Annotated in this window: 14 protein-coding genes and 3 pseudogenes; 6 read left to right on the forward strand and 11 right to left on the reverse strand. The window is 67.2% G+C overall.

Annotated elements, in window-relative coordinates; genetic code table 11:
• Positions 1-446: 446 nt before the first annotated feature.
• Positions 447-1,115, reverse strand: a complete 669-nt coding sequence (locus tag AB0J69_RS59375; RefSeq protein WP_364137699.1) for a hypothetical protein — start codon at positions 1,113-1,115, stop codon at positions 447-449.
• 104 nt (positions 1,116-1,219) lie between these two features.
• Here AB0J69_RS59375 and AB0J69_RS59380 point away from each other — a divergent pair, with 104 nt between their 5' ends.
• The gene (locus AB0J69_RS59380; protein ID WP_364137701.1) at positions 1,220-1,813 is read left to right on the forward strand and encodes a TetR/AcrR family transcriptional regulator; all 594 of its coding nucleotides are present in this window, start codon (positions 1,220-1,222) and stop codon (positions 1,811-1,813) included.
• A 435-nt stretch (positions 1,814-2,248) separates the two neighbouring features.
• Here AB0J69_RS59380 and AB0J69_RS59385 read toward each other — a convergent pair.
• From AB0J69_RS59385 to AB0J69_RS59395, 3 genes and pseudogenes are all read right to left on the reverse strand, one after another.
• Positions 2,249-2,611 (reverse strand): annotated as a pseudogene (locus tag AB0J69_RS59385) (transposase); the annotation flags it as partial.
• A gap of 663 nt (positions 2,612-3,274) precedes the next feature.
• Positions 3,275-3,490, reverse strand: a pseudogene (locus AB0J69_RS59390) (hypothetical protein); the annotation flags it as partial.
• Between the two features lie 28 nt (positions 3,491-3,518).
• The gene (locus AB0J69_RS59395) at positions 3,519-3,992 is read right to left on the reverse strand and encodes a hypothetical protein (protein ID WP_364137703.1); all 474 of its coding nucleotides are present in this window, start codon (positions 3,990-3,992) and stop codon (positions 3,519-3,521) included.
• Positions 3,993-4,431: 439 nt separating this feature from the next.
• Between AB0J69_RS59395 and AB0J69_RS59400 the strand changes: the two genes are divergently transcribed.
• Positions 4,432-4,755 (forward strand): hypothetical protein, encoded by a 324-nt coding sequence (locus AB0J69_RS59400; RefSeq protein WP_364137705.1) that lies wholly within the window; start codon positions 4,432-4,434, stop codon positions 4,753-4,755.
• Positions 4,756-5,018: 263 nt separating this feature from the next.
• Here the strand turns inward: AB0J69_RS59400 and AB0J69_RS59405 are convergent, their stop codons facing one another.
• The 6 genes from AB0J69_RS59405 to AB0J69_RS59430 form a co-directional block, all read right to left on the reverse strand.
• Positions 5,019-5,390 carry an ankyrin repeat domain-containing protein gene (locus tag AB0J69_RS59405; protein WP_364137725.1) on the reverse strand — a complete coding sequence of 124 codons (372 nt, stop codon included), beginning with the start codon at positions 5,388-5,390 and terminating at the stop codon, positions 5,019-5,021.
• Entirely contained in the window at positions 5,299-6,081 is a 783-nt protein-coding gene (locus AB0J69_RS59410; protein WP_364137707.1) for an ankyrin repeat domain-containing protein, read from the reverse strand. Before AB0J69_RS59410 ends, AB0J69_RS59405 begins: the two co-directional genes overlap by 92 nt.
• 103 nt (positions 6,082-6,184) lie before the next feature.
• Positions 6,185-6,994: a BTAD domain-containing putative transcriptional regulator gene (locus AB0J69_RS59415; RefSeq protein ID WP_364137709.1), complete on the reverse strand. Its 810-nt coding sequence runs from the start codon at positions 6,992-6,994 to the stop codon at positions 6,185-6,187.
• A complete protein-coding gene (locus AB0J69_RS59420) occupies positions 6,969-7,604 on the reverse strand; it encodes an SAM-dependent methyltransferase (protein WP_364137711.1) in 636 nt (211 codons plus the stop codon). The genes AB0J69_RS59415 and AB0J69_RS59420 overlap by 26 nt, the downstream gene beginning before the upstream one ends.
• Positions 7,605-7,788: 184 nt before the next feature.
• Positions 7,789-8,187, reverse strand: coding sequence for an SDR family oxidoreductase (locus tag AB0J69_RS59425; protein WP_364137713.1), 399 nt, complete (start codon positions 8,185-8,187; stop codon positions 7,789-7,791).
• 114 nt (positions 8,188-8,301) lie between these two features.
• Positions 8,302-8,997 carry a hypothetical protein gene (locus tag AB0J69_RS59430; RefSeq protein ID WP_364137715.1) on the reverse strand — a complete coding sequence of 232 codons (696 nt, stop codon included), beginning with the start codon at positions 8,995-8,997 and terminating at the stop codon, positions 8,302-8,304.
• 183 nt (positions 8,998-9,180) lie between these two features.
• Between AB0J69_RS59430 and AB0J69_RS59435 the strand changes: the two genes are divergently transcribed.
• From AB0J69_RS59435 to AB0J69_RS59445, 3 genes are all read left to right on the forward strand, one after another.
• Positions 9,181-9,855 (forward strand): TetR/AcrR family transcriptional regulator, encoded by a 675-nt coding sequence (locus AB0J69_RS59435; protein ID WP_364137717.1) that lies wholly within the window; start codon positions 9,181-9,183, stop codon positions 9,853-9,855.
• Complete coding sequence (locus AB0J69_RS59440; RefSeq protein ID WP_364137719.1) at positions 9,852-10,865, forward strand: hypothetical protein; 1,014 nt, start codon at positions 9,852-9,854, stop codon at positions 10,863-10,865. Before AB0J69_RS59435 ends, AB0J69_RS59440 begins: the two co-directional genes overlap by 4 nt.
• An 894-nt stretch (positions 10,866-11,759) precedes the next feature.
• Positions 11,760-12,998 carry an NB-ARC domain-containing protein gene (locus AB0J69_RS59445; protein WP_364137721.1) on the forward strand — a complete coding sequence of 413 codons (1,239 nt, stop codon included), beginning with the start codon at positions 11,760-11,762 and terminating at the stop codon, positions 12,996-12,998.
• 67 nt (positions 12,999-13,065) lie between these two features.
• On the opposite strand, the pseudogene AB0J69_RS59450 reads toward AB0J69_RS59445, so the two are convergent.
• Positions 13,066-13,457 (reverse strand): annotated as a pseudogene (locus AB0J69_RS59450) (transposase); the annotation flags it as partial.
• A 643-nt stretch (positions 13,458-14,100) separates the two neighbouring features.
• Between AB0J69_RS59450 and AB0J69_RS59455 the strand changes: the two are divergent.
• On the forward strand, positions 14,101-14,421 hold the full coding sequence (locus AB0J69_RS59455) for a transposase (protein WP_364137723.1): 321 nt from the start codon (positions 14,101-14,103) through the stop codon (positions 14,419-14,421).
• Positions 14,422-14,619 lie beyond the last annotated feature (198 nt).

The raw sequence follows: 14,619 nt of genomic DNA on the forward strand, positions 1-14,619 counted from the left end.
TCTCAACACGTTCACGCCCACCAGCTAGGCATAACGCTACAGATTCACTCGATCACACTACGACATCAGGGGCAGGGGCCCACAGACCGCCCTCTCAACTCGGGCGGCGACGGCGTCGAGTTGCTCGGGGGTGTGGACCGACAGGTCGGTGCACTTGTGGGGAAGTACTGGCGTAGCAGGCCGTGGGGGTTGTTGTGGAGCCGTGCTGCCATGGGCTTGCCGCCTCTGCGCGGGCAGGCCCGCCGCTGGGCGGGCCGGTGAACCGCGAACCTCAACGCGACCTCCTCCTGGTGAGGCAGTTGCTGGTGACATCCCCGCCTTCAGGCGGGCGGAGGATCTCAAGGCATGGATCTGCTGCACACGGCCACGCGATAGGTGCCTCCGCCGCCGCGGCTGCCCCGGAGCTGGCGGGCGGCGGTGGCACAGAGGAACGCGGGGTCTGCGGCTCAGGCCGCGCGGCGCCGAGTCAGCCACACAGCGGTGGCGGCGATCCAGGCCAGGGTCGTGAAGCGGCCCAGGGGCAGCAGGAAAATGGCGGGAAGGGCGACCAGGGAGGCGACAGACGCCAGCGACAACGCCGCTGAGATCGCCCCCAGTAGCGCAAGCGGCCGGGGCGCGACCCTGGCCAGGCCGATCGTGCCCGCGCCGACGAGGATCCCGAGGAAGAGCACGTGAATGCTGCCACCGGACAGGAACGTCAGCAGGTGGAGCGCTCGTAGTGCCTCGCCCGTCACGCCGCCGCCGGAGACGAGGGCGATGCCGCACATGGCGGAGATCAGCAGGAACACCGCCGCGATCACGCCCGCGCACTGGGCCACCACGCGCGTCGCGGCGTCGCGGACAGCGCTAGCCAGCGCCGTGATGAAGACGATCAGCGGTAGCGCCGCCATCGTGTGCAGCAGCCCGAGCCCGAGCACCGCGCTGGCGTTGCCGGCGAAGTAGCTCGTGATCGCCGCCTCCATCTCGTAGGGCGAGGGGAAGGTCCGGCTGCCCAGCACCATGGAGAGGATCAGGCCGCCGATGAACATTCCGGCGAAGGCGACGCCCGCCAGCGGCCAGCGGTTTGCGGTTGGTGCCGGTGTGGCCGTTGCGGCGGTGGGAGAGGTGTCGTGCATGGATGCCTCCGAAACGATGGAAACGACTCGTGTCGTTTCTACATGCTGGCGCCCCTGAAGGGTCCTGTCAACACGACACGTATCGTTTCTGCTAGGCTTCGGGCATGCCCAAGCCACCCGACATGCAGCGGCGCAGCGAGCGGAGCCGACTGGCGATCCTGAGCTCGGCGCTGGAGCTGTGCGCCGAGCACGGGTATGGCAAAGTGACGGTGGAGGCCATCGCAGCCCGGGCTGGGGCCAGCAAGAAGACGATCTACCGATGGTGGCCGTCGAAGGGAGCTGTCGTCCTGGAGGCGATCACTACCAGCGCCCAGGCGGGCACGCCTTTCCCCGACACCGGTGACATCGCCGCCGACCTCCGGGTACAGATCACGGGCGTGATCGAGGTCCTGACCAGCCCGCAGATCGGTTCGGCCTACACCGGGCTCATCGCCGAGGCACAGCATGACGGCAAACTCATGGACGCGATGCTCGACCAGCTGATCCGACCGAGGGTGGACCTGGTCATCGGGCGGCTCCGCCAGGCCCAGGAGCGGGGCGAACTGCGGGACGACGCGGATCCGCAACTGATCACCGAGTTGCTGTACGGGCCCATCTACTACCGGATGCTCCTCCACCTGGGGCTGCAGTCCGCCGACCGGATCCAGTCGCTGATCGACTACGTGATCGGGCCCCTGATGCTCCGGCGTGACGGCTGAGTCGAGTCCTCCGAGCCCGGCAGCGGCTGACGCACGATGGTGGGCGCGATAGGGGCACCGCGCGGTGGTCGAGATGCCGGGATCGGCTGCTGTGCCGCCGTCAGCGGCCGTAGCGCTGGACGCCCCAACGCCTGGAAAACCGTGCCAGTCGGCGACAGCGCAGGCGAGATACGAGGCTTGCGGGCGCAGGCTCACCGCGGCCGTCTGGCGAGGGATCGCCAGCAGGACGCCGTGCTCGGCCTCGAACCAGGCCGTCGTCTGCTGGTGATCTGTCACCGGCTCCGGCCACAGCGGCGCCCCCGGCGTCGGGGAAGGGGCGAGCCACCTCGCAGGCTCCAGCGGCTGCGTCGCCCGCTATGCCTGCCCATGTGCAGGCAATGGCTTTGACGCGCTCTTCGGGCTGAAGCCCGAAGATTGTGGCCTGTGCCGCCCCGTTCACGCGGCGGCACTGCCGTGGCTTCCTGCTTCGCGGGACTGTGCCATCCTGAAGGATGGTCTGACCGGCCCTCCACAGGCGTTTAGCCTGTCCGCCCGTCCGGCGGCCAGGATGTTGATCGCAGCGTTGATGTCGCGGTCATGAACCGCGCCACACGCGCAGGTCCATTCCCGGACCTGCAAAGGCATCGCCTCGGTCACGGCTCCACACACCGAACACAGCTTGGAGAACGGAAACCATCGGCTGACCTTGGCGAATGTCCTGCCGTACAGTTTCGCCTTGTACTCCAGCATATTCACGAACGCCGACCACCCGGCATCATGCACACTCTTGGCCAGCCTCGTGCGCGCCAGCCCGCCCACGAACGTTGCCGAAGGGGTGCTCGGGCTGGCAGTCCCACCGGCAGCCGTCGCCGTCCTTGGGCCACTGCACGGTGTCGAACCAGCCGCGCCCTTTGCAACGCGGGACGTGCGGGCCTTCGCGGGCCTGCGTGAGGAACGCGGCGAACGCCCTGTCCAGGCACCCCAGGATGGCCTGATGGGAGGAGAACGACCAGCGCGCGTGCCCGTCCGGTCGCCGGCACGGATGCGCTTCAACTCGGCCGACGGTTCGCCATAGCGGACCGTCACGCCCGCCTTGGCATAGGCGGTACGGGGCGGTGCTCCAGGGCTGCGTTGTACAGCTCGCGGTGGTCGGCCAGGCACGCGGTCAGCGCGGCGGCCTGCTTGCTGGTAGGGCAGCGGGAACGTGAACGACCTACGCACGGCCACCATGCTTGCACCGCCGCTCGATGGGCGTCTGGATGGAGCACTGCCCCGTCTCAGCCGACACTGCGCCGACCATCGCCGTCGCCACCAAGCAGCACCGTGATCACAGGGTAGGCAGCCGGGAGCGTACGTGTGGGAACCCGGCGGCGGTGGGAGGTCAACCCCTCGAACTGGTCGGCCCCATGCGACGGCGAATGCTTCGGGTGCTGCCTGACGAAGCAGGTGCACGTGGTCGGGCACCACCTCAAGCCCCACGATCTCCCCGCTCATGTTCGCGGCCTTGGCGCGGGTCAACTCCTCCAGGCGTGCCTTGACATGACCGCCCAGGACCGGCCGGCGGTGCCACAGCTGGGTCTCGCCCGGGCGGATGCCGATGATCGGATTGACGAGCCCGGCCTGGGCCATCCGCCAGTTTGCGTCGGTGGCGTCGGATAGCGTGCTGGCCTCCCCGTGACACAGGGAGGCCAGCGTCATGTCCTCGTACGAGCGTTCTGCGCGGACGTCAGCAGCGGTGCAGACCCCGCAGCGCCCACCTGTCGTAGCTTTGGGCGGTGTCGTTGTGGAAGACGACCCTGGTGGGTCCCTCGATGAGACCTTGGGGAATCCAATGACTGCCGTTCCACTTGTGGGGAGTGACGCAGTACCCGTCGCCGATGTAGAAGCCGTGCGAGGTTCCCCACCCGAACTGGCCGTCCGTGCGCTGACCTGGTGACAGTACCGCGTCGTAGAGCTTGTTCGGGTTGCAGATGTGGATCACGCCGGTGCCAACACTGGTCTCGTTGCTGACATAACCCGCGGGCGGCGGGTCGCTGACGCAGATGTACGCGACCGAGACCGGCCCGTCCGATCCCAGGACCACGGTTCGCGTGTCCGGGCTGGGTGTGTCCGGGTTCGGGGCGGCGCTCGCGGCGGCACTCATGGTGACCATGGCGATCACGGGCACGACCAGTGTGGCCAGCGTTCTCCAGTACCTCATCATGTTCCTTCTCTTCGGACGTTGCTCGGACGGCGCGAGGTGTGGTGTCGCGGGTCAACTGTCCCCTGCCGCGCGGGACGAATCGAGGGCGGTAGCCCGGACATTTGCCGGGCATTTCGCCGCGCGCTTCGGGCATCGCTCGTAGGTGGATTCGACAGCCGTCGCCCACCGGACCGCAGGGGTCCTCGGCCGGGGACTCGTCAGCGGAGGCCCAGGGCCAGGACGGAATCGGCATCGCTGTCAGCGGGGCCACCCTCGCAGCGCTGCCAGCGAGGCTGCCGAACGCTGGAAAGCGGCCACGAAACACGGGCACGAGCGGCCCCTCACGTCGTAGCCTCGACAGGACAAGGTCAGAGGGGTGAAGGCCCCGGCCTTCCCCGCCGGATCCTCCGCATGGGGACCGGGTAAGAAGTGGACGCTCTCAAGCTACGATGACCACATGGTCTCTCCCCAACACCGCGGGCAACTCGCTGATCGCGTTCAACGACTCGAAGCGGCCGCCTTCAGAATCGGTGTCGACCTCGGGGACATCAAGACCGCGGTGGAGCAACTCCCCAACACCATCCGTCAGGAAATCCTCGAGTACACCGAACCCGTCTTCGGGGAGATCATGGCCGGCCACGCTTCGCTGGCCACGAAGGAGCACCTCGACCAGCTTGAGCAACGACTGAAAGGCCTGATCGAAACGCGATTTGGGCAGGTCGACGCCAAGCTTGACCGACTCCTGGCGGCTGTGCCCGAACCGCCCTCAGGCCTCACCTGACCTGGGCGGACCGCACCGGCGCAGCGCGGCCGTCGAGATACCTGACAGTATAGGGCGCATCCAGTGGGTCGAGTCGATCGACCAGCCGACCTCGGTCCGGCGCACCGGTGGATGTATCGGACCGAGCTGTGCCATGCAGGCGGCAGCGTCGGTGAAGCACCCTCGTTCCTGCCAGCCGCAGCCTCAAGGTTCCCGAGATTGACGGCGTCTCCCGTTACTGCTTCTGTGTCGCATCTTCTGCTCCTTCGAACCGCTGATAGGGCTCATGCCTTGTGGCCCGCGTCCTCCAAGAGGGCCAGAGCCGAAGTGTTGCCGAGTTCTCGGGCAATGGCCAATGGAGTGCGAGACACCAGGCCATACTTCAGTTCCGAGGGGGAATCGAGTTGCGCGCCGGGGTCGGCGCCAGCCCACAGCAGCAGGCGTACAGACTCAAGCGCGTCAGACCCATCAGCTATGACCGCGTGATGCAGAGGCGTGGCTCCATTGTCATCGGGTGCGTTCGGGTCAGCGCCCTTGACCATAAGCGCCTCGACCGACTCTCGGTCAATGTCGGGTCCTGAGCGCGCGAGGATAGGGCGCGACAGCCAGGTGAAGAGGAGTGTCGCCAGCCGCCAGCATACGACTGCCCATGCTATGCATACGGAGGTTTCGGTACCGCAAGGGCATGTCGCAGCTCTCCATGATCGCGGCTCGAGGATCGGCGCCGGCGTCGAGCAGGGCACGCACGGTTTCGGGGGACCTGCTGATGACGGCCAGATGCAAGGGCGTGAGGCCGGACTCGTCGACCGGGCCGAGGCCGGCCCCTGCGCTCAACAGTGCGCGGACTGCCGCGGTGTCACCGATCGCGCACGCCCTGGGCAGCCGATCCTCCTCGGACGGCGGCGGAACGACTCCCAGGTCCGCGAGCATCTGCGACAGTGGGTTGGCCTCGGGCACCTCTTCATCACTGCCGTCGTGATCGAAAACATACACCGGCGGGTCACCCGAACCGGTTTCGTCCAGATCAACCATCCAGTAAAAGAAGGTGCTCGTCATACCGATGCTCAGCCACGCGCGCCGCTCGCCGCCCCAGAGCGAGCCGGGCTCGGGAGTGGAACCGGTGGGGAACTCCATCTCCCCGTCGAATTCGTCGCCCTCGAGCAGGAAATGCTCCTCGGGCCACTCGATCGCCAGGATCGCTTGAATGTCAGCTGGAACCCGGCGCTTGCCCAGCAGCGTCCGCATGGTCCAGTTGTCGCGAGGTGTGAAGGTATCGGGCAGACGGCCCATGAGCCGCTGGATCTGCTCGGCTACCTGGGGATGGAGAATGTTCATGTTGTCAGGCATGGGTTTCCATATGTTCGTTCGTGGACTGGGCTCAACCGCACAAGATTTCTGTCGTTGCCCCGCATCTGCGCCCGTCCAGCGGCGACAGTTGAGGGGTCCGTAATCAGGTCAGGCGGCCAAGTCGACCTCGGTGAAGTCGACCTCTTTCAGGGGTCGAATGGGTCGGGTCGGCGGCGCAGGCCGCCGGTGAGCGGCCCCGGTCCGCGGCAGGGCGATCAGGTTGCCGAAGCGAGTGCCCTTCCTGGAGTGGATCCGGATGAAGTCCTGGGCGGAATGAGCCGGTCATAGGTGAGCAGGGGCATCGTCGCGCGTGTCCATCGCCCTGCGCGGCAGGGCGAAACCCAAGCTCTGGGCACCCCTCCTCGAACACGGCCAGCGCATCGGACTGGCGGCCCGCCGCTTGCAAGGCTCGCCTCCGCAATCCAGACAGCCGCTCGCGCAACGGGTGACTGGCGGCCACCGCCGCCAGGTCGGCCAGGATCTCGTCATGGCGGCCCAGTCGCAGTTCCGCCTCGAACCGGTCTTCGATGGCCGTGACGGGCAGATGCTCCAGACGTGCGCCAGCCATAGGTGAAAGGGGCATCGCACATCCGCCAGCGCGTCTCCCCGCCACAGCGCCCGCACCTCCTCCAGCAGCGAGGCCGCCCGCGGCACGGCGCCCGTGGCCAATTCGCGACCGCCCCTGCTTCGCCCGCTCCTCGAACCGGCCGCATCGACGTGCTTGGTGCGCACGTGCAGGCGGGACCCGCCGTCCACCGTCTCCACGACGCCGGCCCGCCCAGGGTTCTGCGCAGCCGATATGCCAGAGCATGCAACGCGTTGACGCTCTCCCCGAACGCATCCCGCCGTGAACGCCGACCGGTGGTGCCATCGCCACCGCATTCGGATCACGGCTTGCGGGCCACGCCGCCATATGCGTCGATGAACGGCGCTTCCTCCTCGCCCTCCGGCCGCCACTGCGTGATCGGTGCCAGCCCCGGCTCCACCAGGTGCAGCCCGCCGAAGCACTCGGCCAGTTCCTCCACCGAGCGCAGGTAGTACGGGACCGCTCCGCTCTCGGCCAGCTTGTCACTGCCCTCGGCAACCGCCTCACCCGTCGCCGTACCGTCCCACAACACCAGGTAACTACCGGACGGCACGGCCTGCATGACACGGTCGATGATCGAGCGCATCACCTCCAGGTCGTGCACGTAACCGAGCACGCCCATGAACATCACGGCGATCGGTCTGGTGAAGTCGAGGACCTTGCGGGCCTGCGAGATGATCAGCTCGGGCTCGTGGTAGTCGCCGTCGACGTAGGCGGTCACGCCCTCGGGCGAGGTGTTCCTGAGCAGCGCGCGGGCGTGCACCAGCACCAGCGGGTCGTTGTCGACGTAGACGATGCGTGCTGACGGGTCGATCGCCTGCGCGACCTCGTGGGTGTTCTGCATCGTCGGCAGGCCCGTGCCGATGTCGAGGAACTGGGAGATCCCGGCTTCGGCGGCGAGGTGGCGCACCGCCCGGATATCGTACGTGCCCGGCACCCCGCACACAGTGCCATCACGACTTCCGACCCCAACGACTCCATCCAGCAGGCGGCGGCCCTTCACCATGATCGGCGCATCGGCCGCGCCCCAACCGGACGGTGTCGACGACCACACCCTGTCGTTGGGCGATCGTGTTGGAATAGTCGGGTGCGAGGTCCAGCCCGATCCGTACGCGCATGACCTACTGGTAGGAGGCACGCCGCCGCAGCACACCCGCCGAGCCGATTGCTGGAATACCACGAAGGCGCCGCGGATGTTGATAGTGCATGCGGTCCAGGTCGTCCAGGTCCGGCGTGGCGATAGAGGCCACAAGCATGATGCCTGCTGTGTTGAGGACGATGTCGATGCCGCCCAACTCCCGCTCCACAGCGTCGAACGCCTCCGCCATGGCATGCTCGTCGGCGACGTCGCCGCCGACCGCGATCGCCCTGCCGCCGGTCGCGGTGACTGCGGCGACCGTCTCGTCGGCACAGGCCTTGTAGCCGACGTAGTGCACGCCGACGGCGATGCCGTCCCTGGCCAGGCTCTCGACGACCGTGCGACCGGAGCCGCGTGACCAGCGCGCTCTCCGGTGGCTCATCGGTCCATGCGCCGCCGTTCTCGTTGAGGAGCCGAGGTGGTCTTGTCGTGGTAGCCGGTGCCGTCGGCGAGCCGCGCCTTCCTGCGTGTGCCCATGCCACGGCACCATCCCGCGTCACGGCACCGTGATGTCCTCCATGATCCGTCGCAGATCAGGCGCCGGCGCAGTCACCACGACGGCCAGGCCGAACTCGGGAATCCAGACGAACGTTCGAGTGGTCGTGGAGGCTCCCAACTCGAGCAGATTCCCACGCAGTCCGGCGATGATCGCCGGCTGGACCTCACCCCCGGACAGGCTGTCCCACCAGTTCTGGCTCGACACCTTCGTCCCACGCTGGACAGAGACGGTCATGGTGTCTTCGCCGTTCCGGCCGGTCCAATGCCGGGTGGTGGCGCGCCAGCCCGTCTGGACGGTGGTCCGCACGGAACCCGACCGCAGATTGGGGTTGTCGAGGGAGATCCCGACGCCGTCAACGGACTCGCGACCAACTGGCAGACTTCCTGCGCCGCCGCCGCGAGGCCAGTCAAACGAACGGACCGCAAGACCGTGATCCACCCGCAGGTGGGCCATCTGCGCCGGAACTGCGAGACGCTCGTCGGACTCGACCACCAACAGCGACTGATGGTGCTCACCCCCGCCGACCACGGGAGCCGCGAACGCCTGGAACTGCTCCAGGTGCTCGGCTTCCAGGAATTTCCCAGGCGTACGGAACGTCGTTCCCCAGAAGGTGACGTCGCTGGCCGTCGATTCCACGAGAATCCAGGACCTCGCCATCCGGCGGCACAGCGCCAACGACGGCTTGTCGCCCATCACATTCGAGCGGCACATGATCGAGCAGAGACAAGCCCCATCGGTCCTGCTGAGGACCGCTGGGGCATGGAACCGTCTCCACGCTTTCACCTTCAGGGGATTGACAGTGTGGTTCTGTTGGCCGGGTGGCGACGTTGAGCCAGGCCCCTTGCCAGGTTAGGCCAATCGGCCTACAGTTACGACATGCGACCTACAGATAGGCCGAATGGACGAACGCGGAATCCCATCATTGAGGCGGCACGGCGCTCCCAGATCATCGAGGCGGCTATCGAGGTCGTTGCGGAGGTCGGGTACGCGCAGGCGTCGCTAGCTCGGATCGCTGCGCATGCCCAGGTGTCCAAGAGCGTTGTCTCCTATCACTTCGCGGACAAGGACGAGCTGCTCGAACAGGTCGTGACGCAGCTCTACGCGGACATCGGAGCGTTCATCCAGGCACGGCTCGCCGCCGAGGACACCGCCACAGGCAAGATACGCGCCTACATCACCGCGGAGTTGGAGTACCTTCGTGGCAACCGCGCCCGGCTGCGGGCGCTCGGCAGCATCGTGACCAACCACCGCACCGGCGACGGCGAGCTGCGTTTCGCCGCCGAAGCGGACGATGCGGTGGTGGCGGAGCTGTCGAACATCCTGCGTCAGGGCCAACGCGACGGCGAGTTCCGGGACTTCAATCCGCGGGTGATGGCCATCACCATCAACCAGGCGCTGGACGGAGCGCTCGCTCAGTACGCCAGGGACGAGACCGAAGATCTCGAGGTCTACACGGCCGAGCTGACCAGCCTGTTCGCTGCGGCCACGGGGCGAGACAGCTCGGCACGCACGAGCCGTCGCCGACGGGTAGACCCGGAGGAGGCTCGATGAGCCTGGCCCGCCGGGGCGTCAACTACGACACCGGAACCAACTATCTCGCCGGCGGCGGCCTCTCCCGGCCGGTCTGGCGTCACGACCTCGTCGTCGAGGAGATCCAGGCGATTCGTCACCACCTGCGCTGTAACGCCATTGCCATCTTCGGAACCCGGATCGACCGGATCGAACAAGCCGCGCAGATCGCGCTGGAGCACGGCCTGGAGGTATGGCTTCAGCCGCGGCTGGTGGACGGCGACCAGCCGCGAACGCTCGAACACCTCGCGCATGCGGCCGATGTCGCCGAAACGCTGCGGGACCTCTCCTCACGCGTCGTGCTCAACGTCGGGTGCGAGCTGAGCATCTTCTCTACCGGCATCGTCCCGGGAGCCAGCCACCTCGAGCGTGCCACCCGCCTCGCCTCACCGCGCTTCTGGCCGATGGTCCCGTGGTACAACCGGCGACTGAACAGCTTCCTCACCGAGGCCGCCGCGGTTGCTCGATCCCGCTTCACCGGCCAACTCACCTATAGCGCCGGACTCTGGGAACGGGTGGACTGGAAACAGTTCGACATCGTCGGACTCGACTACTACCGGCTGCGCTACAACCGGGCCCGCTACGCGAGCACGCTGCGCAAGTTCCACCGACACGGCAAGCCCGTGGTCATCACCGAATTCGGCAGCGGCAGCTACCGCGGCGCGGCCCACAAGGGACCGACCAGCCACGACATCATCGACACCAGCAGCCCCACACCACAGCTGACCGGAACCTACGTGCGAGACGAGCGCGTCCAGGCCGGCCAGCTCGACGAACTGCTCGGCATCTACGAAGCGGAGAACGTCGATGGCGCCTTCGTGTTCGAGTTCATCGAACCCTACAACCCCCACGCCAGCGATCCTCGCCACGATCTCGACATGGCCGGCTACGGCATTGTCAAGGTGCTCCCCGGCGACGCGCAACATCCCTACAGGTGGGAACCAAAAGCCGCCTTCCACACGATCGCCGCCCGCTATGCCCGCGACCGGTAGCGCGTCCCGCCTCAGCGCCCCACTCCTCGCCGTGCCACCCGCGATCTGACGCAACGAGAAACAGATACCCACCAGGCGGCCCGCCATGATACTTCGTCGCTCCTTCAGGCCCTACCACCGCGTTGGCGACGCAACCCGCACCAATCGTGCCTCGTGGTCGTCCCTTAGCTCATCTTCTGTCCCTGATCGTGACGTTCTCGGGCAAACCGGGATCCAACGAGCAGTTGCTGAGCGTGACAGTTCAGATGGTCCGTCGAGGGTTGCTCCCCTTCTTGCGATGGCGGGGTGTCGCTGTGTCTGGCCGGGGCCGGGATGCGTCTATGTCGTGACGGGGGCGCGGTGGTGGTTCGGTGAGCCGGGAGGGCGTCCCGGGCCCGGTCGGATAGGTTTCGGCGCACCGGCCGGACAGCTCCCACAGCGGCCGCCCGAACCAGGCCCGCGCCAGCTCCAGGTGCATCGCATCCGAGCTGACCATCCCGTCCGGCAACTCCGCCGCGGCGCGAGCGAGCACAAACCGGTCAGTACGTCGGTCCCCAGCGCATCCAGATCATCTGGAGTCGCCGTGGCTCGCGCCACACGAAGATCCCCCGCCACCGCCGGCGCCAACTCTAGCCTCCTCCTCTTCGCCATCCCTGCAAGACGAACCGGCGACGATAGACCTTCCGAGTCCCCGAAGTCTCATCATCCCGAAAGAACCACGGATCCCAGGAAGTAAGCCCAGCTCCTGCGGCTATGGCCACGCTCCACCGGTCCACGAACTCTTGAGGCTATTTGTCGTCTCGCCCATTTCTCTGGCGCGCCTCAGGGTGGGGCACATGCGCCCCCACATGTGTCGCAGATTTTGACGATCTGCCGCAATTATTCACTGATCCATGCAATTAGGGAGGAGTTCTCATGCCGCCGAGGGACGGGCCGGTTCTGAGCGTCCTGCTGCGCGCGTGGCGCGAGCGCGCCCTGCTGACCCAGGAGCAGTTGGCTTCACGGGCCAGCCTCAACGTGCGGACCATCCGCCGGTTGGAGGCGGGCGAGCTGCAACGTCCGCGCGGCGCCTCGATCCGGTTGCTGGCCGCGGCGCTGGGCCTGGACGAGGCAGAGCTGGCGATCCTGATAGGCGCCGTCAACACGACCCCGCCACCCTCGCCTTCGGCGCGCATCACGCCACGGCAGCTGCCCGCTGACGTGGCCGGGTTCGTCGGCCGGGCGCGGGAGCTGGTCCTGCTGGATCAGGCCAGGGCCGGGGACGGCGCGGCCGCCGTGGTGATCACGGCGATCGACGGCATGGCGGGGGTGGGCAAGACCGCGCTCGCCGTACATGCCGCTCACCGGCTGGCGCCGCGTTTCCCCGACGGGAACCTGTTCGTCGACCTGCACGGCTACACCCAGAGCATGACCCCGGCGAACCCGGCCGACACGCTCGCCTCCATGCTCGGGGCACTCGGCGTGCCGGGTGAGGTGATTCCGCAGCGCCTGGACGAGCGTGCGGCTCTGTATCGCAGCGTGCTCGCCGACCGCAGAATGATCATCGTGTTGGACAATGCCACCGATGAGGCGCAGGTTCGGCCGCTGCTGCCGGGCGGCACGTGTCTGGTGCTGATCACCAGCCGTCGGCGACTGATCGGTTTGGACGGCGCCCGGACGGTGTCGGTGGACGTGCTGTCTGCGGCGGAAGCGATCGCGCTGTTCTCCCGTACCGCCGGACCGGACCGCGTCGCAGAGGTGTCACACGAAGTGCTGGCCGAAGTGGTACGGCGGTGCGGGCTGTTGCCGCTGGCGATCCGCCTGGCCGCGGCCCGGCTGAAGGCCCACCCGGCCTGGAGCGTGGCACATCTGCTGAACCGGCTGGAAGAACATCAACGCCGGCTGAACGAACTGCACGCCGGCGAGCGCAGCGTCACCGGCGCACTGGACCTGTCCTATCGTGAGCTCGCCACCTCGGACCAGCGCGCCTACCGGCTGCTGAGCTTGCCCGCCGGGGTGGACATCGCCCCCGATGCGGCGGCCGCGCTGCTGGCCACCACCACTGAGCAGGCCGAACGGGTTCTCGAGGGGTTGCTGGAGGTTCATCTGCTGCAGGAGCCGTCTCCTGGCCCGCTACCGGTTCCACGACGTGATCCCCGTTTTGAGGAGCTTTAGAACGCTGATTCCTCTGGTGAGCCCTCCCGTCTCGCCTGCCGGGCCCCAGGTCATCCGGTAGGACTTAGCCGCGATCAGCCTTGGCGACCGTCTCGGCGGCCTTGACCGACAGGTCGACGATGATGGTCACCGGCTGGGCGCAGCGCCCGGCGCGCTGGCCGACCTGTTCGGCCAGCGCATCGCGCAGCCTGGCCAGCACCCCGGTCCCATCGACGGGCAGAAAGGCCCACTTGGAGAACCACCTGTAACACGTGGACCAGGGCGGAAAATCCGCAGGCAGAGCGCTCCCACTTGATCCCGTTGTCGCAGACATAGCGAATGGCGTCCACGATCTCCCGGCGCGGATGCACCTCGGGGGCGCCCGCCATAGGGGTTCTGGCAGGCCGGCGGCGGGAGCAGCGGCTCGATCAGCGCCCACTCGGCGGCGCTGGTATCGGATGGGTAGCGGCGTCGGCGCATGGCAGAACCCCGGCTTCTGTTCCGGCGGAAGGTGAAGGTGGAGGAAAGAAGGCGGGCTGGGTGCGGGCAGCCCCGGGAAGGAAACGGTGCAGGACGAGGGGTCGTTATTGGCCGGTGACCAGCGACTCGAAGGTCGTGCGGACCCCTTCCATTGCGCCAGCATGAGCCGGGTGGCCTTGTTGCTCGGACGCGCCGAGGCGTGCGGGTGATGGTCGCGGTCATCAGCCGGGTGGTTCGGCTGAGTTCGGTGTGGAACTGGCGCCCCGTGGCGCGTCGGCAGGCTGCGACGGCTGCCAAATTTGTTGCGCGGGTGCCTACGGGACGAACACATAGATGGTCGAGGCGTTGGTAGAGATGATCCGAATGTCGTCCGGGATGCTCGATTCCGGCTCGTGAGGGTTGTAGGTCACACTCAACAGTGTGCGGCTGTGTTGAGCGCGGAGTGCGTTCAGCACGGCATTGGGGCGGCCCCCGGGGTGATCACGCGTAGCGGCATCGGCCAATCGCCAGGTGCGGCCGCCGAAGGTTTGCCGCCATGTCCAGAGCACGATGTGATCGGCTGTGAGAGGCACCGACTGGCTGCTGAGCCTGCTGAGCTGCCCCGGGTTGGTTGGAGGCTCCCAAGACTGGAAGGCTGGGAGTCGTGCCCGCACCGAGGAAGTACCCCCAAGAGCTGCGCGATCGCGCCGTCAAGATGGTGTTCGACCTGCATGAGAAGACCGGAGGCAAGACCGGGGCGATTGCCCGGGTGGCCGACCGGCTCGGCGTGCATCGCGAGGCGCTGCGCTCATGGGTACGGCAGGCGGAAGTAGATGAGGGAAAGCGTCCGGGCACCACGTCGAGCGACGCGCAGCGGATCGCCGAATTGGAGCGGGAGAATCGTGAGCTGCGCCGGGCCAACGAGATTCTGAAGGCGGCGTCCGCGTTTTTCGCCCGGGAACTCGACCCGAGACTGCCGCGCTGATCGAGTTCGTTGACCTGTATCGGGATCGGTTCGGTGTGGAACCGATCTGTGCGGTCCTGGAATTTGCCCCGTCCAGCTATCACGAAGCCAAGCGACGCGAACGCCCAACTGCCCGAGCAACTGCGCAAGACCCTTACCTGGGACCGGGGCAAGGAGCTGTCGGCCCACGTGCAGTTCGCGCTCGAAACCGGCACGAAG

The organism is Nonomuraea sp. NPDC049709, from assembly GCF_040674815.1.
Taxonomy (GTDB): domain Bacteria; phylum Actinomycetota; class Actinomycetes; order Streptosporangiales; family Streptosporangiaceae; genus Nonomuraea.